This window comes from Bacillus sp. PAMC28571, assembly GCF_014250435.1.
GTDB classification, from domain to species: Bacteria; Bacillota; Bacilli; order Bacillales; family Bacillaceae; genus Bacillus; species Bacillus safensis.
Genome location: NZ_CP060191.1, coordinates 360491 through 385412 on the forward strand (window position 1 = coordinate 360491; position 24922 = coordinate 385412).

General features: G+C 43.9%; 22 protein-coding genes. 18 read left to right on the plus strand and 4 right to left on the minus strand.

The genetic code is table 11. From position 1 onward, the window contains the following. Positions 1 to 41: 41 nt before the first annotated feature. From purM to ablB, 6 genes are all read left to right on the plus strand, one after another. Positions 42 to 1082, plus strand: coding sequence for a phosphoribosylformylglycinamidine cyclo-ligase (purM, locus tag H7F25_RS01625; protein ID WP_024424511.1), 1041 nt, complete (start codon positions 42 to 44; stop codon positions 1080 to 1082). Further along, on the plus strand, positions 1079 to 1648 hold the full coding sequence (gene purN / locus H7F25_RS01630) for a phosphoribosylglycinamide formyltransferase (RefSeq protein WP_041108687.1): 570 nt from the start codon (positions 1079 to 1081) through the stop codon (positions 1646 to 1648). The genes purM and purN overlap by 4 nt, the downstream gene beginning before the upstream one ends. Positions 1649 to 1663: 15 nt before the next feature. Next, entirely contained in the window at positions 1664 to 3202 is a 1539-nt protein-coding gene (gene purH, locus H7F25_RS01635) for a bifunctional phosphoribosylaminoimidazolecarboxamide formyltransferase/IMP cyclohydrolase (protein WP_025092624.1), read from the plus strand. 12 nt (positions 3203 to 3214) lie between these two features. Then, on the plus strand, positions 3215 to 4489 hold the full coding sequence (purD, locus tag H7F25_RS01640; protein WP_025092625.1) for a phosphoribosylamine--glycine ligase: 1275 nt from the start codon (positions 3215 to 3217) through the stop codon (positions 4487 to 4489). A gap of 111 nt (positions 4490 to 4600) precedes the next feature. Beyond that, complete coding sequence (locus H7F25_RS01645) at positions 4601 to 4795, plus strand: hypothetical protein (RefSeq protein WP_024424515.1); 195 nt, start codon at positions 4601 to 4603, stop codon at positions 4793 to 4795. Between the two features lie 21 nt (positions 4796 to 4816). Further along, complete coding sequence (gene ablB / locus H7F25_RS01650) at positions 4817 to 5662, plus strand: putative beta-lysine N-acetyltransferase (protein WP_056767534.1); 846 nt, start codon at positions 4817 to 4819, stop codon at positions 5660 to 5662. Here ablB and H7F25_RS01655 read toward each other — a convergent pair. Continuing rightward, positions 5657 to 7315, minus strand: coding sequence for a PucR family transcriptional regulator (locus tag H7F25_RS01655; protein ID WP_185854154.1), 1659 nt, complete (start codon positions 7313 to 7315; stop codon positions 5657 to 5659). The two genes, ablB and H7F25_RS01655, sit on opposite strands and share 6 nt — an antisense overlap. A 191-nt stretch (positions 7316 to 7506) precedes the next feature. Here H7F25_RS01655 and H7F25_RS01660 point away from each other — a divergent pair, with 191 nt between their 5' ends. From H7F25_RS01660 to H7F25_RS01675, 4 genes are read left to right on the plus strand one after another with little or no spacing between them, the layout of a single operon-like run. Then, entirely contained in the window at positions 7507 to 8871 is a 1365-nt protein-coding gene (locus tag H7F25_RS01660; RefSeq protein WP_039176960.1) for an aspartate aminotransferase family protein, read from the plus strand. A 12-nt stretch (positions 8872 to 8883) separates the two neighbouring features. Then, positions 8884 to 9570, plus strand: a complete 687-nt coding sequence (locus tag H7F25_RS01665) for a CoA transferase subunit A (RefSeq protein WP_084096353.1) — start codon at positions 8884 to 8886, stop codon at positions 9568 to 9570. Continuing rightward, the gene (locus H7F25_RS01670; protein WP_024424520.1) at positions 9546 to 10211 is read left to right on the plus strand and encodes a 3-oxoacid CoA-transferase subunit B; all 666 of its coding nucleotides are present in this window, start codon (positions 9546 to 9548) and stop codon (positions 10209 to 10211) included. Before H7F25_RS01665 ends, H7F25_RS01670 begins: the two co-directional genes overlap by 25 nt. A gap of 15 nt (positions 10212 to 10226) precedes the next feature. Then, a complete protein-coding gene (locus H7F25_RS01675; RefSeq protein ID WP_185854155.1) occupies positions 10227 to 11492 on the plus strand; it encodes a peptidase in 1266 nt (421 codons plus the stop codon). Between the two features lie 31 nt (positions 11493 to 11523). Here H7F25_RS01675 and H7F25_RS01680 read toward each other — a convergent pair whose 3' ends face one another. Then, positions 11524 to 11745, minus strand: coding sequence for a YgaP family membrane protein (locus H7F25_RS01680; protein ID WP_024424522.1), 222 nt, complete (start codon positions 11743 to 11745; stop codon positions 11524 to 11526). Positions 11746 to 11870: 125 nt separating this feature from the next. Here H7F25_RS01680 and H7F25_RS01685 point away from each other — a divergent pair, with 125 nt between their 5' ends. Further along, positions 11871 to 13613: an adenine deaminase C-terminal domain-containing protein gene (locus H7F25_RS01685; protein ID WP_025092632.1), complete on the plus strand. Its 1743-nt coding sequence runs from the start codon at positions 11871 to 11873 to the stop codon at positions 13611 to 13613. Between the two features lie 562 nt (positions 13614 to 14175). Next, complete coding sequence (locus H7F25_RS01690; protein WP_024424524.1) at positions 14176 to 14490, plus strand: YerC/YecD family TrpR-related protein; 315 nt, start codon at positions 14176 to 14178, stop codon at positions 14488 to 14490. A gap of 242 nt (positions 14491 to 14732) precedes the next feature. Here the strand turns inward: H7F25_RS01690 and H7F25_RS01695 are convergent, their stop codons facing one another. Continuing rightward, entirely contained in the window at positions 14733 to 16313 is a 1581-nt protein-coding gene (locus H7F25_RS01695) for an FMN-binding glutamate synthase family protein (RefSeq protein ID WP_024426687.1), read from the minus strand. Positions 16314 to 16452: 139 nt separating this feature from the next. Between H7F25_RS01695 and H7F25_RS01700 the strand changes: the two genes are divergently transcribed. Beyond that, positions 16453 to 16683 (plus strand): hypothetical protein, encoded by a 231-nt coding sequence (locus tag H7F25_RS01700; protein WP_003214314.1) that lies wholly within the window; start codon positions 16453 to 16455, stop codon positions 16681 to 16683. 23 nt (positions 16684 to 16706) lie between these two features. On the opposite strand, the gene H7F25_RS01705 is transcribed toward H7F25_RS01700, so the two are convergent. Continuing rightward, positions 16707 to 17072 carry a DUF2283 domain-containing protein gene (locus tag H7F25_RS01705; RefSeq protein ID WP_034667492.1) on the minus strand — a complete coding sequence of 122 codons (366 nt, stop codon included), beginning with the start codon at positions 17070 to 17072 and terminating at the stop codon, positions 16707 to 16709. Positions 17073 to 17345: 273 nt separating this feature from the next. On the opposite strand from H7F25_RS01705, the gene H7F25_RS01710 reads away from it, so the two are divergent. The 5 genes from H7F25_RS01710 (at position 17346) to H7F25_RS01730 (ending at position 24910) form a co-directional block, all read left to right on the plus strand. Continuing rightward, positions 17346 to 18038 (plus strand): heptaprenylglyceryl phosphate synthase, encoded by a 693-nt coding sequence (locus tag H7F25_RS01710; RefSeq protein WP_044335900.1) that lies wholly within the window; start codon positions 17346 to 17348, stop codon positions 18036 to 18038. Positions 18039 to 18095: 57 nt separating this feature from the next. After that, positions 18096 to 20318, plus strand: coding sequence for a DNA helicase PcrA (gene pcrA, locus H7F25_RS01715; protein ID WP_024426683.1), 2223 nt, complete (start codon positions 18096 to 18098; stop codon positions 20316 to 20318). A gap of 40 nt (positions 20319 to 20358) precedes the next feature. Further along, positions 20359 to 22365 (plus strand): NAD-dependent DNA ligase LigA, encoded by a 2007-nt coding sequence (ligA, locus tag H7F25_RS01720; RefSeq protein ID WP_025092635.1) that lies wholly within the window; start codon positions 20359 to 20361, stop codon positions 22363 to 22365. 42 nt (positions 22366 to 22407) lie between these two features. After that, entirely contained in the window at positions 22408 to 23577 is a 1170-nt protein-coding gene (locus tag H7F25_RS01725) for a CamS family sex pheromone protein (protein ID WP_224427106.1), read from the plus strand. Positions 23578 to 23710: 133 nt separating this feature from the next. Then, positions 23711 to 24910, plus strand: coding sequence for an MFS transporter (locus tag H7F25_RS01730; protein WP_024424533.1), 1200 nt, complete (start codon positions 23711 to 23713; stop codon positions 24908 to 24910). Positions 24911 to 24922 lie beyond the last annotated feature (12 nt).

The window sequence follows — 24922 nt, forward strand, 5'->3', positions numbered from 1 at the left end:
GAAAATAAATGGAAGAGAAGCAGCTAAAAGGAGTGAATGGGATGTCAGAAGCATATAAAAACGCCGGTGTCGACATCGAAGCAGGATACGAAGCCGTCAAACGAATGAAAACACACGTGGAACGTACAAAAAGAGCAGGCGTCATGGGTGCTCTAGGCGGATTTGGCGGTATGTTTGATTTATCTGAGCTGCCATACAAAAAGCCCGTTCTTGTCTCAGGAACAGATGGTGTCGGAACAAAATTAAAGCTTGCCTTTTTAATGGATCAACACGATACGATCGGTGTTGATGCCGTGGCAATGTGTGTGAACGATGTGCTGGCACAAGGGGCAGAGCCGCTCTTTTTCTTAGATTACTTAGCAGTTGGTAAAGCAGATCCGATAAAAATTGAATCAATCGTCAAAGGTGTGGCTGACGGCTGTGAGCAGTCTGGTTCAGCGCTTGTCGGCGGAGAAACAGCAGAGATGCCGGGTCTTTACACAGAAGATGAATATGATATTGCTGGTTTTTCAGTAGGCGTCGTTGAAAAGGATGAAATTGTGACAGGAGAGAGCATCAAAGAGGGGCACTTGCTTATTGGACTCAGCTCAAGCGGAATTCATAGCAATGGGTACTCTCTTGTTCGTAAAGTATTGCTGGAAGACGCTGGTCTGGATCTGCATCAAACGTATGAACCTTTTACAAGACCGCTTGGAGAAGAGCTTCTTGAACCGACCAAAATTTATGTGAAGCCTGTTCTTAAACAAGTGAAAGCCGGCAAGATTGACGGCATGGCACATGTGACAGGCGGCGGCTTTATTGAAAATTTACCGCGTATGCTGCCTGAAGGGCTTGGCGTTGAGATTGATAACGGCTCATGGCCAGTACCGCCAATTTTCTCCTTTATTCAAGAAAAAGGACAGTTAAAGGCAGAAGAAATGTTCAACGTGTTTAATATGGGCATTGGTTTTGTCTTAGCGGTAAAAGAAGATGACCTTGTCGAAGTGATCAGAGGACTTGAAGAAGACGGAGAGAAAGCATTTCTCATCGGCCGTGTTCAAAAAGGAGAAGGTGTCACATTCGGCGGTGGAAGCCTCTCATGAAGAAGTTTGCGATCTTCGCCTCTGGAAGCGGGACGAATTTTCAAGCCATTATGGATACATTAAAAAAAGAACAGTGGCAGGCAGAGGCCGCCATTGTGATTTGTGATAAACCGGGTGCAAAGGTGCTGGAGCGTGCTGAGAAAGAGGGCATTCCCTCCTTTGCCTTTACCCCGAAGGCTTTTCCGAATAAAGCCGCTTTTGAACAAACGATCATTGAACAGCTTAGGCTGCATGAAGTGGAATGGATTTTCCTTGCTGGGTATATGAGACTGATTGGTCCAACATTACTTGAAGCATTCAGAGGGAAAATTGTCAATATCCACCCGTCCTTGCTGCCAGCCTTCCCAGGGCTGGATGCCATTGGACAAGCCTATCAAGCAGGCGTCAAAGTGGCGGGTATCACCGTCCATTTTGTCGATGAAGGCATGGATACAGGTCCGATCATTGACCAAGCGTCGATTTACATCGAACAAGGGGAAGAGCTTGAATCGATTGAAAAAAGAATGCATGAACTAGAACACACACTATATCCAAAAGTGATCAAATCACTTTTAGAATTATCTTAATGAGGTGACGAAGGCATGACGATCAAACGCGCATTAATCAGTGTTTCCGATAAAACGAATCTTGTACCTTTTGTGAAAGAATTAACAGAACTTGGCGTTGAAGTGATTTCAACTGGAGGTACACATAAGCTTCTTCAAGAGAACGGCATTGATGTCATTGGAATTTCAGAAGTCACTGGATTCCCTGAAATCATGGACGGACGACTCAAAACACTTCACCCGAACATTCATGGCGGGCTTTTAGCAGTGAGAGAAAACGATGAGCATATGGCACAGATTGAGAAGCATGGCATTCAGCCGATTGATCTTGTTGTCGTGAATCTCTATCCATTCAAAGAGACGATCTCAAAAGACGATGTGACGTATGAAGAAGCGATTGAAAACATTGATATTGGCGGACCGGGAATGCTTCGTGCAGCATCAAAAAACCACCAAGACGTCACAGTGATTGTCGATCCTCGTGACTATGATACAGTCATCCAGCAAATCAAAGAAGGCGGCGTGTCACTCGAGAAAAAACGTGAGCTCGCTGCAAAGGTATTCCGTCATACGGCTGCTTACGATGCTCTGATTGCGGATTACTTAACAAACTTTGTGGGCGAAACAGAGCCAGAACAGTTCACTGTCACGTTTGAGAAAAAACAATCCCTTCGTTATGGAGAAAACCCGCACCAAGCGGCGACTTTCTATGAAAATGCTCTTCCAGCCAAAGGTTCTTTGGCTACTGCAAAGCAATTACATGGAAAAGAACTTTCCTACAACAATATCAAAGATGCAGATGCCGCTCTTCAAATTGTACGTGAATTCACGGAGCCAGCAGCTGTTGCTGTGAAGCATATGAACCCGTGCGGCGTTGGTACAGGAGAAACGATTGCAGAAGCATTTGACCGAGCATTCAAAGCAGATGAGACGTCTATTTTTGGCGGCATTGTGGCACTTAACCGTGAAGTAGACAAACAAACGGCTGAGGTGCTGCATACGATTTTCTTAGAAATTGTCATCGCCCCATCGTTCAGCCAAGAAGCACTTGACGTGTTAACAGCGAAAAAGAATCTTCGTCTATTAACATTAGATGTAGAAGCGGATCTCGGGAAAAAGGAAAAGCAGCTGACAAGTGTCCATGGCGGACTGCTTGTTCAGGATATTGACACGTACGGCTTAGAGGAAGCAACGATTTCTATTCCAACGAAAAGAGAACCAACAGAAGACGAATGGAAAGACTTAAAGCTTGCTTGGAAAGTAGTCAAGCATGTGAAATCAAATGCTATTGTCCTTGCGAAAGATCAAATGACAGCAGGAATCGGTGCTGGTCAAATGAACCGCGTGGGCTCAGCTAACATTGCAATTGAGCAAGCTGGTGAAAAGGCAAAAGGAAGCGCACTAGGCTCTGATGCATTCTTCCCAATGGGCGATACAGTGGAAGCTGCTGCAAAGGCAGGCGTCACAGCGATCATTCAGCCAGGCGGATCTATTCGTGATGAAGAATCGATTCAAAAAGCAGATGAATACGGCATCGCCATGGTCTTCACTGGCGTTAGACATTTCAAACATTAAGGGGATGACAGTGTGAACGTATTAATTATCGGCAGAGGCGGAAGAGAGCATACCATCGCATGGAAAGTGAATCAAAGTGAACTTGTCAGCCAAGTATTTGTCGCACCCGGCAATGATGGAATGACAGATGCTGCGAAGCTTGTACCAATCGACGAAGGCGATCATGAGGCGTTAATTCGTTTTGCAAAAGAAAACGAAATCGGCTTAACCATTGTCGGTCCAGAGGTCCCTTTAATCGCAGGTATCGTTGATGCATTTGAAGAAGCAGGTCTAAAAGTATTTGGACCGAATGCAAAAGCTGCGGTCATTGAAGGCTCAAAGGAATTTGCAAAAGACTTAATGAAGAACTACGATATCCCAACAGCCGCTTACGCTGCTTTTACATCGTTTGAAGAAGCAAAAGCATATGTAGAAGAAAAGGGTGCGCCGATTGTCATTAAAGCAGACGGGCTTGCCGCAGGAAAAGGCGTCACAGTGGCCATGACGCTGGAAGAGGCCGTCGATTGTCTGCATGATTTCTTAGAGGATGAAAAGTTTGGCGATGCAAGTGCATCTGTTGTCATCGAAGAATTTTTAACAGGCGAAGAATTTTCACTCATGGCCTTTGTCAACGGAGAAAAGGTGTACCCGATGGTGATTGCGCAGGATCACAAACGGGCCTTTGAAGATGACAAAGGGCCGAACACTGGCGGAATGGGCGCTTATTCACCAGTTCCGCAAATTTCAGATGAAGTGGTTCAGAAAGCCGTGGAAGATGTTGTGAAACCGGCAGCTCGCGCGATGGTGCAGGAAGGGCGTCCATTTACAGGCATTTTATATGCAGGTTTAATGCTGACACCAGAAGGCTCAAAGGTGATTGAATTCAATGCACGCTTTGGCGACCCTGAAACGCAGGTGGTTCTCCCTCGTCTTGAATCAGATTTAGTCCAAGTATTCCTCGATATTCTTGATGGAAAAGATGTGGACTTACAGTGGAAAGACACTGCGGCTGTCAGTGTGGTTCTTGCATCAGAAGGATACCCAGAAGACTATGCAAAAGGCACACCGATCGGTGCCTTGCAAACGACTGTCTCTGATGTCGTGACCTTCCATGCAGGAACAAAAAAAGAAAACGATCAATTCGTCACAAATGGCGGACGTGTAGCGAATGTGACCGCATTTGACGACACATTTGAAGCGGCAAGATCAAGAGTGTATGAAGCGGTTGAAGAAATCATACAGCCAGGTCTATTTTATCGCCGTGACATCGGTGCCCGTGCACTGAAGGCTGCGGGGAAAAACGTTTAATCAAAACACCTTTCTATCTGATGAGATGGAAAGGTGTTTTTTGTTCATGAGAAGGGATGCCGGCGGAATATGAAGAAGTAGTATGGGATGACGAGTTTATGAGGAGGCAGCATGGTCATTCAAGGAATTATTCTATTTGCAATCGTGTTACTTATTTTATTTATACTGTTCTCAAATCTCATCATGTATGAAGCGAGAAAGCAAAACAAAGCCAAAAAAGGCTCAGCCATTCGGTATATGATCATGTCGATTTTTTCTGGTATCGTCATTGTTTCATTTTCCATTTGGATTTTTTTTATTAGCTGATTTATAAGAGAGGATGAGTATATGGTGCAATTGAAGGAACTTGCGAACAAGCGTTTTTCTGCCTCGATCTGTATTGATTCATTTAATGAGCGAATCCGTTTGGATGACTACAGCGGCAGGGTGCGGGATGTGATTCAGTCGGTTCTTCAGGAAGCGGCAGACTCCAAGGCTTCTAAGGTCATTGTGAAAGTCAGGCGTGAGCATATGCCTCTTTTTTTAGAAAAAGGCTTTCGGCTTGAAGGCGTGTTTTCTCATTATTTTCTTGGAAGTGATGCGTACGGCATGTCGCTCTTTCTGACGGAGGATCGAATGAACAGCCCGTATTGGCTGAAGGAAGATGAAATTGTTGCGTCTATTCAGGAAAAGCCTCTCAAAAAAGACCAAGGCACGTGGCAGGATGAGTATGTGATGCGGAAAGCGGATACGCAGGATATTCACAAGCTGGCAAAGCTCTATGATGCCGTTTTTGAAACGTATCCTACGCCAATGAATGAGCCAGATTACATCCAAAAGGTGATGGAGGAAGGGACCGTCTTTTATGCCGTTGAACATGACGGTCACATTGTGAGTGCAGCATCCGCTGAAATCAATGCGCCGTATGGTCATGCGGAATTAACAGATTGTGCGACCCTTCCATCATACAGAAAACTAGGATTCATGCATCATTTGATTCTAGCACTCGAAAAAGAACTTCAATCCATGCACATCTATGTCTTTTATTCTCTCGCACGTGCACTGTCCTATGGAATGAACCAAGTGTTTTATCAGCTCGGCTATACGTATACCGGGCGTTTCCAAAACAACTGCTATATTTTTGACAAAATTGAAGATATGAATCTATGGGTGAAAACGCCGAATGAATCATGAAATGGTTCTCATCTGATCAAGCAGACCAGATAGGCGGTACGCCATGATACTGAGCTGCAGCTTCATCCGATCATCTGTTGATTTGAGGCTGCAGCCTGTTCTCGTTTCAATTTGTTTCAGCCGGTAGCTTAATGTATGCCTGTGAATAAACAATTCTCCCGCAGATTTTTGAATATTTTCATTGTGTGCCAAATACACTTCGAGTGTATGGATCAGGTCAGCGCCCTGTTTTTTCGTATAAAGCAAGGGACTTAACAGCTCCACGTAAAAGTCATGCAAATTCATACCCGCTTCATTCATTTCAAGCAGCATCCCGTATAAGCCGAGCTTTTGATAATGAATGATGCATTCGTCTGTCTTTAAAAGCGGAAGAAGCCTTGCTGCATACTGCGCTTCCTTCGCGCTTTTTGAAAAGAGACCGATCTGGTCATAGGCTCTCCCAATGCCAATCACAATCGGGTGGACGGGAAAAAAATAAGACCAAGTGCTTCGGCACTCTTCTGCTGCACGATACCACTCCGCTTCTTGAAACGCTTTTTTTCCTGCTGGTGTAAGAACAAAAATGGAATCGAGCCTTGTCTTAAGTAAAAAAGGAATATGTCTGCGTTCAAATATCGACGTGAGTAATTGAGATAGGCGCTGCATCATTTGGTGATCGAGCTGTGTGTGCTGATGCTGAAATTGAAAGTAGATGACCACCTGCTCATCGCTCATATCGTATTGCAGCTTTGTTGCCTGTTCGACCACATAGCTTTCTTCTGTGTATTGCTGCTGCAAAATATCATCTAACAAATGACCTTGCATTTGGTTTTCTGTATCTTGAATGGCTTTTTGCTTCAGCCATTCAATCGCATACACCGCCCCGGCATGCTCGATGGCAATCGCGTCGAGATGATGCCACGCATCCTTTTTCTTTAAAGATACAATAAATCCGAAAATATCGCCCATCGCAATTACTGGGCATGCAGCGAGGACAAACGCACCGCACGTGTCATAAACGAGCCTTCCTTTCTCCTCAGCCTGCTTGAGAAGAGGCGTCGTTTCGATTGGTTCATGATCTGTCAAAAAGCCAAAAGCAGGAGAGTACGTCACTTCATCTTTGATGAGATGAGCTGCTGTTTGCTGTAAAAAAACATCAAGCACAACGATGTTCGCCGAAGTGAGATGTGCCAGCTCATCTGTAATTTGGGTGACATTTTTATTGCTGACATTTAAATGGGTTAGTCTTTGGTGAATGGCTGAAGAATATTTAAGCTGATGGAGCTGGCTGCTGACGATTTGCTCTAGAACGGCTTTTGTAATGTCTGAGAAGTTGACATGTGAAGGAATCTCGATGAGTGGAATGCCGCTGTTTTTGGCAGCTTCGATCAGTGATGCCGGAATTTCCGTTAAGTATACGCCTTTATAAATCGCAATGGCCGATAGACGTTGAGATTGAATCAGCTCCTCAAGCCGGGCACGCCTTTCTAGATTGTCTGCAAGCCCAAAGCCGGTTGTGACGAGCAGCTCCCCTTCTGAAAGCCTTGAAGTATCTTCGATAATTTCCACGATGGTCACCCACTGAATGAGGCGGTCCAGTCCATTTTCCCCAGCAAGCAGCTTTGTTTCCTTCATGATATCGAGCGAGAGTGCATCTTTGACGAGAATCGCCATAGACTCATGACCTCCTTTTGAACACTCTTATACACGATGTATAAAAAATGCGTGTGAAATTCGGGCATGTGGCGAATGGAGGATGACTGCCCTCTTGATTAAGCTAATCTTATAACAAGTATACAAAATTTTCTTGCGATTCATGAAAAAAGAAAGATGCAGCTGCTGACGAGAGAGGGAGGAATGACAAAGTGGAGACCCGGGATTACTTAATCAAACCAATGTTGAATCAGCATTATCCTGTGGCTGTGAAAGGAGAGGGGATTTATTTATATGATCGGGACGGGAAAAAATATTTAGACGGCTCATCGGGTGCTGTCACGGCGAGTATTGGACATGGCATACGAGACATCATTGATGCCATGACAGAGCAAGCGGAAAAGGTGAGCTTTACGTACAGGTCACAATTCACAAATGAACCAGCAGAAGAACTTGCCTATGAATTGAGTACACTCTGCCCAGGGAACCTGAACTGGTCTTTTTTTGTCGGAAGCGGATCAGAGGCAACAGAAACCGCCATGAAAATAGCCATTCAGCATTGGCAGGAGCAGGGGAAGGCTGAGAAGAATCACATCATCTCAAGATGGATGAGTTATCACGGCATCACACTCGGTGCGCTGTCGATGTCAGGACATATTGCAAGGAGAGAGCGCTTTGAACCACTGCTCGAAAAACACCCGGTGCTGTCTCCGCCATACAGCTATCGTTCGTGGCTGCCAAAGGAAGAAAGCAAGCAGGTCGAATGGTATGTACAGGAATTTAAAACCGTCATCCAGCGTATAGGAAAAGAGAGGATTGCGGCTTTTATTGCAGAGCCGATTGTTGGAGCAGCGGGCGCGGCGCTTGTTCCGCCAGATGGATATTTTGCGGCGATGAAGCGAGTTTGTGAGGAAAACGATATTTTAATGATTGCAGATGAAGTCATGACAGGCTTTGGACGAACTGGGAAAATGTTTGCCATGGAACATTGGGGCGTCGTACCAGATATTATGGTACTCGGAAAAGGCATGAGCGCCGGCTATTCACCGATTGCGGCAGCTGTCTCAGCGGATCATGTGATTGCACCGATTCTCAGCGGTTCGGGCTCTGTGATGGCAGGCCACACTTATAGCGGCAATCCGCTTTCAGCAGCCGTCTCACTGGCTGTCATTCGATATATGAAAAAACACCAGCTTTCAGAACGGGCTGATCTGTCTGGCCGATATTTAATGAATGCTTTAAAGGATTTGCAAACAAATCATTCCATCATAGGAGATGTGAGAGGAAAGGGGCTGCTCATTGGCATTGAATTTGTCGCAGACCGATTATCGAAAACACCATTTCCTGCTCATGCTCAAATGACACATTTAGTTGTGGAGACGGCCAAGCAAAATGGTTTGCTTGTTTACCCAGCAAGCGCTGGAGAGGATGGTGTAGGAGGTGCAGCGGTCATGATCGCACCGCCGCTTTCCATTACGCAGCAGGAGATGGATGAACTGATTCATTTATTCGGGCAGACAATGACGCAGGTCGAGCAAGAAGTCATCAATCGAGGGTTTTTCCCATCTGCCATGTAGGGAGGAAAGATGATGAACAAAACAGCGAACTTAGATCAAGTCATCACGCATTTTAGAGACGGAATGACCATTATGTTTGGCGGGTTTGGCGGTGTGGGGTCCCCGCCATCATTGATCGATGCCATCCTAGAAGCCAATATTAAAGACCTGACATTGATCGGAAACGATGCAGGCTTCCCGCAAATCGGTGTTGGCAGGCTGATCACAGAAGGAAGAGTGAAGAAAATCATTGCCTCTCATATTGGCTCAAATCCAATTGCCGGGCAGAAAATGCAGGCAGATACACTAGACGTTCTTTTTTACCCGCAGGGCATCCTAGCAGAAAAGATCAGGGCAGGGGGGATGGGTTTAGCGGGCATTGTGACAGATGTCGGCATGGATAGCCTCAATCTTGATGAGAAACAATTGGTTCAGCTGGATGGAAAGAAGTATATTCTTGAGCCTGCACTGACCGCGGATATCGCGATTGTGAATGCCCTCAAAGCAGATGAAGCAGGCAACCTGATTTTTGATAAAAGTGCACGGAATACAAACCCGATTGTGGCGATGGCAGGAGACTGGACCATTGCGGAAGTAGAAGAGATTGTGCCTGTGGGCGGGCTTCATCCAGAGGAAATCGTCACACCAGGCGTATTTGTGAACCAGATCGTGCAATCAAAAGGAGTGAACTGGACATGGGCATGGGAGACATCGATTTAAGACACCGCATAGCCAAACGCGCGGCACAGGAAATTGAAGATGGCATGATTGTGAATCTTGGGATCGGAATCCCAACCCTTGCGGCTGATTACATTCCAGCGCATTACAACGTTTGGCTGCATGCAGAAAACGGCATTATGGGGGCAGGCGCTTCACCAGCACAAGGGGAAGAAGATCCGAATTTGTGCAATGCCGGGGGTTTTCCCATTACGTTAACAAAAGGCGGATCATATATGGACAGCACAACCGCTTTTGGCATCATTCGCAAAGGGATGCTGGATATGACCATTTTAGGTGCACTTGAAGTCAGCAGTCATGGGGATCTTGCCAATTGGATTGTGCCAGGGAAACGAGTGCCGGGTATGGGTGGAGCCATTGAACTTGCGCAAAAAGCGAAAAAGGTGGTGGTCGTGATGAGCCACCTTGATAAACATGGACAATCTAAGATAAAAGCAGCCTGCACGCTGCCCTTAACTGCTAAGTCTTGTGTAGATCTGATTATTACGGATATGGCAGTCATTGAGGTCAAATCACAGCTACTCATTTTGCGTGAAGTCATGCCGCCGTTTCAGCCGGAAGATGTCATGAGGGCGACAGAGGCGCCGCTCATTTTAGCGCCTGATGTCAAATCTGTTGTGTAGAAAGGATGACCGACTTTGCAGCCAACCACACGTATCAGAAACTGGATGAAAGAACATAAGGAGGAAGCCGTGACGCTTCTTCAGCAAATGGTGCAATGTGACAGCACACAAGGAAATGAGCAAGAAGTACAGCAAATCGTAGCAAATAAGCTTTCTGCCATTGGCTTTGATGTTGACGTATGGGACATTGGCGGGGATGACTTGCTGAACCACCCGTATTTTTATTCCCCGAGACGTTCCTTTAAAGGAAGTCCTAATGTCGCCGGACGATTGAAAGGAAAAGGGGGCGGCAAATCTATTTTATTAAATGGGCATGTCGATGTTGTCCCGGCAGGTGATCACAAACAATGGACATATCCGCCCTACAGCGGGCATATCATAAACGGGAGACTTTATGGACGCGGGGCAACAGATATGAAAGGTGGAAACGTTTCTTTACTCTTTGCACTTGAAGCACTGCATGCGCTTCAGATTCCGCTGAAGGGAGATGTCGTGTTTCATAGTGTTGTCGAAGAAGAGAGCGGCGGCGCAGGCACCCTTGCAGCCATACTGAGAGGATATACAGCAGATGCAGCCATCATTCCAGAGCCAAGTCATATGAAAATCTTTCCGATTCAGCAAGGATCTAAATGGTTCAGACTGCATATTAAAGGAAGGGCTGCTCATGGCGGAACAAGATATCACGGCGTTTCTGCTATTGAAAAGAGCACGATGGTCCTTTCACATATAGCGGCACTTGAAGAAGAAAGAAATCAGCGAATCACTGAGCCGCTGTTTCAGCATATCCCAATCCCGATCCCAATCAATATCGGGAAAATTCAAGGCGGTGATTGGCCATCCTCCGTAGCAGACCTTGTCACAATGGAAGGCAGGCTCGGGGTGATGCCGGGTGAAACGGTAGAACAGGCAGAGAAGGAATTAGAAAATTGGATGGCAGGACTCGGAGAAAAAGATGAATGGTTTCAAGAGCATCCTGTTGAGGTCGAATGGTTTGGTGCAAGATGGCTTCCGGGTTCAATCGATACGGATCATCCGCTTTTAGGTTTATTGAAGGAACAATATGAAGCGGTCATGAAGCAGCCGCCGAAGATCGAAGCCGCCCCTTGGGGAACGGACGGCGGATTACTGTCACAGGCGGCTGGTATTCCGATCATCGTGTTTGGACCTGGAACAACGGAGCTTGCCCATTTTCCGAATGAATCCATCGACATTGAACATGTGATTGAAGCAGCAGAAATTATTGCAGGTACAATTGTAGAATGGTGTGAAGCAGCGGAATGAGATGAAAATGATCACAAAAAAAGAAGGCTGCCTACTCAGCCTTCTCTTTATGTGTGTCCTGCTGCTCACACATGTATGTCACTGGACAAAAACGAAGAATGCCAGATCCCAGTTTCATACCGCCAAACATGATGCCCAAAAGCAGCATTTTACTCCATGGTTTTCTAGCATATAAGGATCCAGCCACAGTACATATTGTCATTCCGCAGGCAATTCTAATGAGCGCTTCCATTAAGCCGAGATTAGGTTTCATTGAAGGTGAATCTCCTTTTTTAAATTATTTTAAGTGTGATTTCAAGAAATTGTAACGTTTCATTAATGCGTAACGTAGTTCGTTATGTTACGATAGGGCTAATACAAATGAAGGAGAGTATGTGAATGTCCGAACGTACTTTTAATTGGAGAAACAATGACATCCGCACACAAATCGATGTAGTCGACTCAAAAATAGTTCCAACACTCCTTTTAACGAATGGACTCGTGCTTAACCCGTTTTTAAAGCAATGGGTGAAGGCAAATATTTGGATACATGATGATCGAATTGTTTATGTCGGAGCAGAGCTTCCTCAAAATAAATCAGCTAAACGTGTGATTGATTGTGAAGGGAAATACATTGTGCCTGGGTATATAGAGCCTCACGCGCATCCGTTCCATATTTATAATCCCCAATCACTTGCAGAATATGTGTCTCAATTTGGCACAACAACGATGGTCAGCGATAACTTATTTCTTCTTTTGCAAAGCAATGAAAAGAAAGCGCTTTCCACTCTATGTGAATTAAAAAAGCAGCCATTTCAGTATTTCTGGTGGTCCAGATACGATCTTCAAACGGAAGTCAGATATGAAGATGAGATGCTGCCAGTCAACTACCGGAAGGAATGGATTGATCATCCTGACGTCCTCCAAGGCGGCGAATTAACAAGCTGGCCAAGATTGATGGACGGTGATGATCTCATTTTATATTGCATGCAAGAAACGAAGAAGCAGAGAAAACGAATTGAAGGGCATTTCCCAGGAGCTTCTGAGAAAACGCTAACAAAAATGAAGCTGTTTGGCGCGGACAGTGATCATGAAGCGATGAATGCGGACGATGTGTTAAAACGCTTGTCCCTTGGCTATCATGTTTCATTGCGGCATTCTTCCATCCGCCCAGATTTAGTGAATATTTTAAGAGAATTGCATGAGCGTGATTTTAGACACTATGACCACTTTTTCTATACAACAGATGGTGCTGCTCCTCACTTTTATGAGGAAGGCATGATTAACCGCTTGATTTCGATCGCCCTTGAAGAAGGCGTGCCGATCATTGATGCGTATAATATGGCGACATTTAACATTGCAAAATACCATCAAATTGATGACTTATTAGGCGTTGTCGGCCCAGGCCGGCTGGCTTCTATAAATATTTTAGACGATCCAATGAACCCAAATCCTGAAACGGTGATATCTAAAGGGGTTATTCTCAAATTAGATGGCGAGAACCAGCATCAATTCCAAGAAACAAAATGGGAAAATGGCGGGCTTCTTCCATTAGATTTAAGCTACGACCTCACGATGAGTGATTTGCAATTCTCTATGCCGCTAGGTGTGAAGATGAGAAATGCCGTTATTATGGAGCCTTATACAGTGGAAATTGATAACTCAATCAACCAGCTGTCATGTGACCATGATCAAAGCTTCTTTAGCCTGATTGACCGAAAAGGCGAGTGGCGTGTGAATACGATGCTAAAAGGGTTCGCAAATAAAGTGCAGGGCTTTGTCAGCTCATTTTCGCTCACGGGTGACATTTTAGTGATCGGGAAAAATAAAGAAGATATGATGCTGGCACATAAGCGGATGAAAGAAATTGGCGGGGGAATCGTCCTCACAGAGAACGGGAAAATTTTGCACGAAATCCCGCTGCAATTATCAGGCTGTGCATCGGCTGAACCGTTTGAGACTGTTCTTCAGCAGGAACAAACATTACGCGAGCTGCTCATTGAGCGCGGCTATCCATTTGACTGTCCAATTGATACACTTGTCTTTTTCCAAAGTACACATTTGCCGTATATTCGAGTGACACCAAGAGGAATATTTGATGTCATGAAAAAAACTGTACTCTTTCCGTCTATAATGCGTTAAAATATAACAGAGTGGAGCTGTATCATCTTTGCCGCATTTCTGACTGCTGTTATAGGGCAGAAGTGAGCCAGTGGTTCTCTTCACTGCCATGTAAGTGATCATGATCTTATGTGGAGCTGTTGACAAAGCAGAGGGCTTTGACATGACGAATGAAGTACTCTAATTGTAAAATGAATTTGCCGGTTACGCTGACCGGCCAACATATTTTGAATAACCCGAGCAAGGCGGGGCGCATATTTGTGGTCTCGCCGAGCTTTCTGCAAAGCCTGTATATGAGGGCAGAAGACCTAACCAAGCAGAAGTCATCTTTATACCGAAAGCAAACAAGTTTGTCAGATTGTCATACAAGGAAAATGACAGAACTTGTCGAATTTGTTTACGATAAAGAAGCTTCGGCTTACGAAAGAACCTGACGGCATTTTCAGCGTAGAACCAAACCTGTCAAGATCTGTTCAAAGCTCATTGCTAAGGTTTAAAAAAAATTAGTCAGGAAAGATACCGCTTTCTTAGAAGAAGATCGTGCGAAGCGGTGTGGCAATAGTAAAGGAGAAGATGTATTAAGATGCAAATTGATAAATTAAGGGGCAAAAGCTTAGATCAGTTATTCAACTCCATCTTATCCCTTAAAGACCTGGAAGAATGTTATCGATTCTTTGATGATTTATGTACCATCAATGAAATCCAATCTTTATCACAGCGTCTTGAAGTAGCGCGTATGCTTCGCGAGGGAAACACGTATCATAAAATTGAGACGGAAACAGGTGCAAGCACTGCAACTATCTCACGTGTTAAACGCTGCTTGAACTACGGAAACGATGCCTATACGATGGCTCTTGACCGCGTAGCAGAACAGCAGGAAAATAACGAAACAAAATAAAGCAGCTTTCACTGTAAACAATCCTTTTTACGAAAAATGGACTTGTTTGCAGTTTTTTTATGAAAAGGCGGGCAGGGGCTGATAAAGTGCCCCTGTTTTTTACTTTAGCTCGCCCATAAACCATCTTTTCTCCCTCATAGGAAATGCCATCTTCGCTTGAGATGATTTCCTTAAACTCTACTGCTTGCTTACTTTATACGAAAATGTCAATAAAAAAAGGTGCGTTTCCGCACCTTTTCGAGCTAGACAGATGGCTGTGTGCCTGAGAACATCGGCACTTCGCTTGTTTCACCATTCTCTTGTCTAAAAATAATATGTTTTTCATTAAAATGAATAGGCGATTCTATTCCCGCAGCTGCGGATAAGTTAAACAAACCTTCTCTAAGAGACAGGATATAATTGCACACTCGGTATTTTTTTTCTTCAATTGATAAACCCTTTTGCAGCTTTGGATCAGTCGTGGCGACCCCGACTGGGCATTTATTCGTGTGGCAGACTTGGGCGCGAATACATCCAACTGAAAACATGAGACCTCTGGCAATATTCACAAAGTCAGCTCCCATTGAAAGGGCAATCGCAATTTTATCAGGCGAGAGAAGCTTGCCAGAAGCAAAGAGCTTCACTTGATCTCTGACACCGTATTCTTTCAATATTTGATGAACCATGGGGAGTGCCGTGAAAATCGGAAGCCCTGCGGAATCTGCCAATTCATGAAAGGACGCCCCTGTACCGCCTTCTCCGCCATCCACTGTAATGAAATCAGGGTGTTTTCCGCTTTTTTTCATATAGCTGGCAAGCTCTTCAATATTTTCTTTATGTCCGACAACAAGTTTGATTCCAACTGGCTTTCCGCCTATGCTTCGCAGCTGTTCAATGAAATCAAACATGTCAGGAATGGAGTGAAACATCTCAAAGCGGTTTGGGCTGTCAATGGATTGGTGAGGCGGTAATTTACGGATATTCGCTATTTCTTCCGTCACCTTTTCGCCGTCAATATGACCGCCGCGTGTTTTTGCTCCTTGTGCCAGCTTGAGTTCAAAGGCTTTGACTTCCTCGTGTTCGCTTTTTTTCTTGAATTCTTCAAAGGAAAATGCGCCATCCTCTGTTCTAACGCCAAATAAACCGGGCCCAATCTGGCAAATGATATCTGCGCCGCCTTTGAGGTGATAAGGAGAAAGCCCGCCTTCACCTGTGTTCATCCACGTCCCGCCGGCCATTTTTAATCCTGAGGATAGAGCTGTAATCGCCCTGTCGCCTAAGGAGCCGTAGCTCATGGCAGATTGACCGATCAGTCCTTTCACATGAAAAGGCTTTTGACATGTGTGTTCGCCAATGACTTGTACATCCTCTTGATGGAGAAAGTAAGGATTTGCTTCGACTTCTTTGAAATGTTCACTTCTTCGCAGTAAATTGTCTTGATCAATCTGATACACTTTTGTTTTGATTTTTTCTGATTGATCGATTCGTAGTTCATCTCGCTGCTTTGGAAACAGGACGTTTCGAATGTAATAGCCTGGCTTGTCAAAATCACGTTTTGATCCAAAGCCCATCGTCCGGCTTTTGTACTTCCCAGACATGACCGCCTGCTCGTATTCTCTTCTTGAGAAGGGCAGCTCCTCTCGGTCATTCAGAAACAGATATTGGCGAAGCTCAGGTCCTATTTTTTCAAAGATAAACCGCAGCTTTCCAATGACCGGATAATTTCGCAGAACTGAATGTTCCTCTTGTTTTTCATCCCTCATCCAAATCCAGATCAATAGAATGATTGGGATGATCAAACAAATGACTAGCAATGCGCCGATGACAATTAAAGTTGTTGTCACGAAGATCCCCTCTTTTCTCTTTCATTGCTGTTGTTATTCCACTTTTTAATGAAAGAGAAACCACACCAGCATATTGTGACGTTTAGAAATGAAAAGGCGGGGTAACTTACAAATAAGATCATAAGGGGAGGGAACATACATGAATAAGCGTCCAAATGCGTATGTACTTGCAGGATTAGGGGTTGGAGGAGCTGTGTTATTAGCGGTAAAAAATAAACAGCATCTGAAAAAATGGGCAAGCATGTTCCGGTCAGATGAAAAGATTCCTGAAAAAGCCGGCCACCCAGATCCATTAGATATCCAAGACAACAAAATGGTCGACGAAGGGGCCATGACATCCGTCCATTATTTTAATGAAGTGAGACAATAGTTTGAAAAAACCGTTTTGAAAGATCAAAACGGTTTTTTTCTTGTGATGTTATAGCGAAGAGGATCGACAATAGTAAAACCGATCAGCTCATTGTGATCAGGTGTTGAGAATTGGAATTCAACGCCTGACAGTTGATAGGTTGAGAGAATTTCCTGATCCGTCAAACGTAAAGAAAGCTCATCCTCATAAACCGGTACGTTCCGCAGCACTTCGGATTCTTGTGCAAATAACTCCAAGCCAGCCACTCGGCCCTCTTGATCGATATCTACATTGACACATTCATTGACATCTAATTCAATGGTTTCTTTGATTTTCATATGCTCCGCTTGCGGGGTGATATAGATGTATCCGATGTCTATATTTTGTTCATATGTAATCGTTCTTTTCAACTGAATCACCTCTGCTCAATAGATGGTTTTTAAATCTATAGTAAAATATTCCTTTATTGTATAATAGCATGTGACAAAGTGCCAAAATATCAACCTCTTTCAGCTCCTCTTCTAGTGGATTTTTTATCTATTCTCCAGCAATTTTATGTAAAGTCACAATCACCCATTTTCAAAAGAATGAAACTTTTAGCTAAAGGAGGTTACCCATTTTTTGCAGACACTGATTTTGTTATAATATTTAAATGGAATGAAACGAATGGAGGAACGTTTTTCATGTATGATGTTACCGAGTGGAAGCATGTCTTTAAACTCGATCCAAATAAAGAAATTTCTGATGAACAGCTAGAAGCGATTTGCGAATCTGGGACGGATGCCATATTGATTGGCGGAAGTGATCATGTGACAGAGGACAACGTGCTTCAATTGATGTCAAAAGTCCGCCGGTTTCTAGTGCCATGTGTGCTCGAAATCTCTACACATGAGATGATTGTGCCTGGCTTTGATCTGTATTTCATCCCAACCGTCTTAAACAGCTCTCACCCTGACTGGATTGTTGGGCTTCATAAAGACGCGATGAAGGAATTCGGTGATTTGATGTCAATGGAAGAGATTGTGCCTGAAGGTTATGTCATCTTAAATGAAGATTGTAAAGCGGCCAAGCTCACAGAGGCAAATACAGCGCTGGATATCGATGACGTCAGGGCATATGCAAGAGTGGCAGAGCATTTGATGAAGCTGCCCATTTTTTATCTGGAATACAGCGGAACGCTTGGAGACATAGAGCTTGTCAAAGAAACAAAAGCAGTGCTTGATGAAACAGTTCTTTTTTATGGCGGCGGCATTAAGAACGCTAAGCAGGCAAAAGACTTCTCCCAGCATGCAGACGTCGTGGTTGTAGGAAACGTCATTTATGACAATTTCAAAGAAGCATTAAAGACAGTCGAAGCAGTCAAAAAGTCATCATAGTCAAATAAGACGAAACGGGTTAAAATAGAACATAAGTTCGAATTGGCGGTGAATGGAATGAATGAAATATCGAATCATCTATTAGAAGGGCTGAATGACGCACAGAAAGAAGCAGTCAAAGCAACAGACGGTCCTTTATTGTTGATGGCAGGAGCAGGAAGCGGGAAGACACGGGTGCTCACACATCGAATTGCCTACTTAATGGCAGAAAAGCATGTGGCTCCGTGGAACATTTTAGCGATTACATTTACAAATAAAGCAGCACGTGAAATGCGTGAACGTGTCCAAGCTATTTTAGGGCCTGGCGCTGATGACATCTGGATCTCTACGTTCCACAGCATGTGTGTCCGCATTTTAAGACGTGATATTGACCGCATTGGTGTAAATCGCAACTTCTCTATTTTAGACACATCTGACCAGCTTTCAGTCATCAAAAACATTTTAAAAGAACGGAATATCGATCCTAAAAAGTTCGACCCGCGCAGTATTTTAGGATCAATCAGCAGTGCAAAAAATGAACTCATTGACGCAGAGGAATACGCCAAAACAGCTGGTGATTTCTATGATCAAGTGGTCAGCGATGTCTATACAGATTATCAAAAGCGTTTACTCAAAAACCAATCACTCGACTTTGATGATTTAATTATGATGACAATTCGTCTGTTTGAGCGCATTCCTGAAGTGTTAGAGCACTATCAGCGGAAATTCCAATACATTCATGTGGATGAGTATCAGGATACGAACAGAGCACAGTACATGCTTGTGAAACTGCTCGCGCAGCGCTTTCAAAATATATGTGTTGTCGGTGACTCGGATCAGTCTATTTATCGCTGGCGCGGAGCGGATATTACAAACATTCTCTCCTTTGAAAAAGATTATCCATCCAGTGAAGTGATTCTGCTTGAGCAAAATTACAGATCGACGAAACGCATTTTGCATGCCGCAAATACGGTCATTCAAAACAATGCAAACCGGAAGCCGAAAAATCTTTGGACAGAAAATGATGAAGGAGCGAAGATTGCCTATTATCGTGCAGATAATGAATTTGGTGAGGGTCAATTTGTCGCAGGAAAGATTCGTCAGCTTCATCAGAGCGGAAAGCGCAAATTATCCGATTTTGCGATCCTTTACCGGACAAATGCCCAGTCTCGTGTCATAGAGGAAACGTTAATGAAAGCCAACATTCAATACAACATTGTCGGCGGCACGAAGTTCTATGACAGAAAAGAGATCAAGGACATTTTGGCATACTTACGCCTAGTGGCAAACCCAGATGACGATATTAGTTTTGCGCGAATTGTCAACGTACCAAAGCGCGGAATCGGTGCGACATCTGTTGATAAAATTGCAGCATATGCGGAGATGAATGACCTGTCTATGTTTGAAGCACTTGGTCAGGTGGATTTCATTGGACTGAGTGCACGGGCAGCCAATGCGCTTGATGAATTCAAACAGCTCATTGATCAAATGACGAACATGCAGGACTATTTATCTGTCACTGAATTAACAGAAGAAATTCTAGAGAAAACAGGCTATCGTGAAGCGCTGAAGCTCGAAAAAACGATTGAAGCACAAAGCCGCTTAGAAAATATTGACGAGTTTTTATCCGTCACTAAGAACTTTGAAGAACAAAATGAAGACAAGTCACTTGTGACCTTCCTAACAGATCTCGCCCTCGTCGCAGACATTGATAAGCTGGATGAGAATGAAGAAGAAGATCAGGATGCTGTCATCTTAATGACACTTCACGCCGCAAAAGGTCTAGAATTCCCTGTTGTTTTCTTAATGGGAATGGAGGAAGGTGTCTTCCCGCACAGCCGTTCATTAATGGAAGATGCAGAGATGGAAGAAGAGCGCCGCCTCGCTTACGTAGGCATCACACGGGCTGAAGAAGAGCTTTATTTATCAAGTGCAAAAATGAGAACACTTTTCGGCCGGACAAACATGAACCTTGAATCTAGATTCATTCGAGAAATACCAGCCGATTTATTGGACAACCTAAATGAGAAAAAAGAAACAAAAACACCGTTTGGCCAAACAAGAGAAAGACCGCAAAGACGGGGACCTGTCTCACGTCCGCAAACACAAACGATTCAAAACACAGGCGGCGGCAGTATTGGCTGGGCTGTGGGCGATAAAGCGGCCCATAAAAAATGGGGCGTTGGTACGGTTGTCAGTGTGAAAGGCAGCGGAGACAGCACAGAGCTTGATATTGCGTTCCCAAGCCCTACAGGCATTAAGCGTCTTCTCGCAGCATTTGCACCAATCGAGAAGCAATAAACTGATAGGACAAAACGGATGAATTGAAAGGAAGAAGCAGATGGATAAAGAAGCAGCGAAACGCCGGATCGAGGAACTGCACCAGATTTTGAATCAATACAACTACGAATATCATACACTTGATCGTCCAAGTGTTCCTGACGCTGAATATGATGCGCGGATGCGTGAGCTGATCTCTCTGGAGGAAGAACACCCTGACTTAAAAGCAGCGGATTCTCCTTCACAAAGAGTAGGCGGCGCTGTTTTAGACGCCTTCCAAAAAGTGCGTCACGGCACACCGATGCTCAGCCTTGGGAATGCGTTTAATGAACAGGACCTTCTTGATTTTGACCGCCGGGTTCGTCAAGCAGTCGGTGACGATATCGCATACAATGTCGAGCTGAAAATTGATGGACTCGCTGTTTCTCTCCGTTATGAAAATGGCGTGTTTGTCCGAGGAGCGACACGCGGAGATGGAACAACGGGGGAGGATATTACTGAAAACCTCAAAACGATTCGTTCCATCCCGCTTAAAATCAAACGCCCTCTGTCGATTGAAGTGAGAGGCGAGGCATTTATGCCAAAACCTTCTTTTGAAGCATTAAATGAAAAAAGAATACAAAACGAAGAAGAGCCGTTTGCAAACCCGCGTAATGCGGCTGCAGGTTCACTTCGTCAGCTTGATACGAAAATTGCAGCGAAACGAAACCTTGATATATTCGTCTACAGTATAGCGGAGCTTGATGAAATTGGTGTTGAAACGCAAAGCGCAGGACTTGATCTTCTCGACGAACTTGGCTTTAAAACAAACAAAGAAAGACGGATGTGCCAAACGATCGAAGAAGTCATCGACCTTATTGAAACATTAAAAGTAAAGCGTGCCGATTTTTCATATGAAATCGATGGAATTGTCATTAAAGTCGATTCACTGGCTCAGCAGGAAGAACTCGGCTTTACAGCAAAAAGCCCGCGCTGGGCGGTTGCGTACAAGTTTCCGGCTGAAGAGGTCGTAACGAAGCTGCTTGATATTGAACTAAGCGTCGGGCGAACAGGCGTGATTACACCAACAGCGATTCTTGAGCCTGTCAAAGTAGCAGGGACGACAGTGCAGCGTGCATCTCTTCATAATGAAGATTTGATCAAAGAAAAGGATATTCGCTTGTTTGATCAAGTGATTGTGAAAAAAGCCGGCGATATTATTCCTGAAGTCGCAGGTGTCCTTGTCGATCAGCGTACAGGCGAAGAAAAGCCGTTTCACATGCCAACTGAATGTCCAGAGTGTCGTAGTGAGCTGGTGCGAATCGAAGGCGAAGTGGCCTTGCGATGCATCAATCCAGAATGTCCTGCCCAAATACGTGAGGGACTCATTCACTTCGTTTCCCGTAATGCAATGAATATTGATGGGCTTGGCGAGCGGGTCATTACACAGCTCTTCAAGGAACAGCTAGTCTCTCGTGTGTCCGACCTTTACCGTTTAACGAAAGAAGAGCTCATTCAGCTTGAACGAATGGGCGAAAAATCTGTCGACAATTTACTGCGTTCAATTGAGCAGTCGAAAGAAAACTCTCTTGAGCGTTTACTATTTGGACTCGGCATTCGATTTATTGGATCAAAAGCGGCAAAGACCTTGGCGATGCATTTCGAAAACATCGATCAATTAAAGCAAGCAACGAAAGAACAATTACTTGAAGTCGACGAAATTGGTGAAAAAATGGCTGATGCCGTCGTCACGTACTTTGAGAAAGAAGAAATACTCGATCTGCTGAACGAACTAAAAGAGCTTGGAGTCAATATGACCTATACAGGACCGAAGCCGGTAAAAGCAGAAGAAAGTGATTCCTACTTTGCAGGAAAAACCATTGTGCTGACAGGAAAGTTAGAAGAAATGGCGCGAAACGATGCAAAAGCAGCGATCGAAGCGTTAGGCGGCAAACTGGCAGGCAGTGTGAGTAAAAAAACAGACCTAGTCATTGCCGGAGAAGCAGCGGGGAGTAAGCTGACAAAGGCAGAAGAACTCAATATTGAAATTTGGGACGAAGCTAAAATGCTCGAGGAGCTAAAGAAATAAGAGGAGTGTTTTCTATTGAAAAAGTTGTTATTGCTGCTGACAATGCTCACACTGGTATTGTCAGCGTGTGCACCTTTTGGGGGAAAGGAAGAGGAAGAGGTCACACAAAAAACGGATGAAACGAAGGAAACAAAGGAAACAGCCATCATCCCGATGTACAATATCTCAGACTCCTATTACAAAATGGTGCTGCCGTTTAAACAAGGAGCTGCGAGAGGTTTAACAGCGGAGCGTCTCAACACACGCTTGGACATTGATGAATTTGAAACAGGACTCATGCGTCTTGCAACAGAGTCATTTAATACAAACGACTATCTTTTCCAAGAAGGACAGCATTTAGATGAGGACACCGTTCTCAGCTGGCTGGCACGCAAAAAAACAGGCAGTGATCTGAAAAAGGCAGAAAAAGATGATAAAGACTTTAAGAATCTAGGCTTGAATCCTGCTCTTCCAAACTCAGGTTCAACAAAGTCTAAAAATGAAAATAGTCCCATCTACTTAGCTTCGATGCTAGAGCATAATTACTTAATTAGAAAAGATAAAAACAGCTTACAGCTTGGCGGAGTTGTCATTGGTCTTGCACTGAACTCTGTTTATTATTACCGTGAAAAGATCGGTGACCCGCAGCAAGAGGTGACCATCGATTCATCGAAAAATTCAAAGAAACTTTTGGCAGAGGGTGAAAAAATCGCTGAACAAGTGATCAAGCGCATTCGTCAAATGGACGGTCTGCAAAAAGTGCCTGTCATGATTGCCCTTTATAAGCAAGCACCAAAATCATCTATCGTTCCAGGTAACTTTATCGCCAAAACGGATGTGAAAGCAGGCTCCGCTGATATCGGAAATTGGGATACGATCGATGAGGAGAATGTATTCTTCCCTTCAGATAATGCGAAAAGCAGCTACAAAGATGATTCAGAGCGATTTGACCGCTTCAAGACAAAGGTCGAAGACTACTTCCCGAATTACACTGGTGTTGTAGGAAAAGGCTTTTACAAAAACGGCAACCTGCAAAAAATGAAAATCGAAATTCCAATGCAGTTCTATGGAAAAACGGAAGTCGTAGCCTTCACACAATATTTAACCGGTGAAGTCATGGATTACTACAAGAGTACCAATATTGAAATCAACATTACATCTTCTGATCAACAAGAAGCCTTGATTACGAAAAATGCTGAAGACAAAGAACCGACTGTTCATATATATGACTAAATAAAAACCGCCTTTTGGCGGTTTTTTAAATTAGTAAAAATGTATCAAATTATGAAAATATTGTTATAAAAAGTAGAAGTGTAGAAAATAATGTATTATTATGGGTGATAATGAAGAGAAAATGGAGATAAATATGAAAAACAAATCATTTTACTTTTTATTAGGGGGACAATCCCTAGCTAATTTCGGGGATTCACTATATGTCCTCGTTCTGACCATCCTGACATACCAATTAACAAATTCTACACTAATTGCTTCAATGGTGGCTGTCTCCCAGTTTGTTGGACAAGCACTTGGAGCGGTACTCATTCCTTTCTTTATGTATCAATTTAAGCTGAAAAGACTCATTATCTATTTGCAAATGTGTCAAATTGCTTTCTTCGGTTGCTTGATTTTCATTTATATTTTACAACTATCAACATTTACTATTCCTCTCTTTTTTATCATTGTATTTTTCCTTTCTTTGATAGATGGGGGAACCATTCCTGTTCGAAATTCGATGATCCCGCGTTTAGTAGAAAAGAACTTTTTACTAAAAGCCAATAGCTATATCTTAACTTCTGACCAAATTGTCCTTTTACTAGGATGGCTTTTAGGAGGGCTGTTTATTGGCATTCTTGGACCGCAGTTTCTCCTCATTACGACACTTGTTTTATATAGTTTGTCGCTCATATCTATGCTCTTTATCATTGATACTGGGGCTGCAGCTAAACAAGAGCAACAGTCTGAATCATTTGGTACACGAATCTTTTCAGGCTGGAAGATCATGTATGAAAAGCCAACCATTCGAACATTAACGATTTTAGAAATGCTGTCCATGAGCGGCAGAAGTATCTGGACTGGTGCTATTATTCTTGTGTATGTCACTGAAGTCTTACACCAGCCTGAAACATGGTGGGGCTTTATTAACGCAAGCTATTTTGGCGGAACCATTCTAGGCGGTCTGCTCGTGCTGCGGTTCGCAAAGCATGTGGAACAGCGTTTGTTTGATCACATTTTTTACAGCTCGGTGATCGTAGCTCTGCTAACCCTTTGCTTAGGGTTGAATCATTCAGCATGGATGAGTTTATTGTTTGTCTTTTTATTAGGGCCGGCTTTTCAGCTTCGCAGTATTTCTATTCGTACCTATGTACAAGATACACTGAGTCAAATTGAATTGCCTAAAATACTATCAGCTCAACATACACTATCGACTTTTATATATGGAATGTCCATCCTCGTTATGAGCACCATGACCGATCTCTTTGGGGCAAGAGTCGTCTTTTTTATCAACGTTGTCCTGTTTACTGTGTCGGCTTTCCTAGCGTCTAGATTAAAAAATGAACAAATTTAGACAGTTTATCTC

What these genes read in the sequence shown, in the direction of transcription:
- H7F25_RS01670 (WP_024424520.1), top strand. Translation starts at nt 9,546, where the DNA reads ATGGGCATGGGAGACATCGATTTAAGACACCGCATAGCCAAACGCGCG.
- H7F25_RS01710 (WP_044335900.1), top strand. Translation starts at nt 17,346, where the DNA reads ATGTATGATGTTACCGAGTGGAAGCATGTCTTTAAACTCGATCCAAAT.
- H7F25_RS01690 (WP_024424524.1), top strand. Translation starts at nt 14,176, where the DNA reads ATGCAAATTGATAAATTAAGGGGCAAAAGCTTAGATCAGTTATTCAAC.
- H7F25_RS01725 (WP_224427106.1), top strand. Translation starts at nt 22,408, where the DNA reads ATGCTCACACTGGTATTGTCAGCGTGTGCACCTTTTGGGGGAAAGGAA.
- ablB (WP_056767534.1), top strand. Translation starts at nt 4,817, where the DNA reads ATGGTGCAATTGAAGGAACTTGCGAACAAGCGTTTTTCTGCCTCGATC.
- H7F25_RS01730 (WP_024424533.1), top strand. Translation starts at nt 23,711, where the DNA reads ATGAAAAACAAATCATTTTACTTTTTATTAGGGGGACAATCCCTAGCT.
- ligA (WP_025092635.1), top strand. Translation starts at nt 20,359, where the DNA reads ATGGATAAAGAAGCAGCGAAACGCCGGATCGAGGAACTGCACCAGATT.
- pcrA (WP_024426683.1), top strand. Translation starts at nt 18,096, where the DNA reads ATGAATGAAATATCGAATCATCTATTAGAAGGGCTGAATGACGCACAG.
- H7F25_RS01665 (WP_084096353.1), top strand. Translation starts at nt 8,884, where the DNA reads ATGAACAAAACAGCGAACTTAGATCAAGTCATCACGCATTTTAGAGAC.
- purH (WP_025092624.1), top strand. Translation starts at nt 1,664, where the DNA reads ATGACGATCAAACGCGCATTAATCAGTGTTTCCGATAAAACGAATCTT.
- H7F25_RS01685 (WP_025092632.1), top strand. Translation starts at nt 11,871, where the DNA reads ATGTCCGAACGTACTTTTAATTGGAGAAACAATGACATCCGCACACAA.
- H7F25_RS01645 (WP_024424515.1), top strand. Translation starts at nt 4,601, where the DNA reads ATGGTCATTCAAGGAATTATTCTATTTGCAATCGTGTTACTTATTTTA.
- purN (WP_041108687.1), top strand. Translation starts at nt 1,079, where the DNA reads ATGAAGAAGTTTGCGATCTTCGCCTCTGGAAGCGGGACGAATTTTCAA.
- H7F25_RS01700 (WP_003214314.1), top strand. Translation starts at nt 16,453, where the DNA reads ATGAATAAGCGTCCAAATGCGTATGTACTTGCAGGATTAGGGGTTGGA.
- purM (WP_024424511.1), top strand. Translation starts at nt 42, where the DNA reads ATGTCAGAAGCATATAAAAACGCCGGTGTCGACATCGAAGCAGGATAC.
- H7F25_RS01655 (WP_185854154.1), bottom strand. Translation starts at nt 7,315, where the DNA reads ATGGCGATTCTCGTCAAAGATGCACTCTCGCTCGATATCATGAAGGAA.
- H7F25_RS01680 (WP_024424522.1), bottom strand. Translation starts at nt 11,745, where the DNA reads ATGAAACCTAATCTCGGCTTAATGGAAGCGCTCATTAGAATTGCCTGC.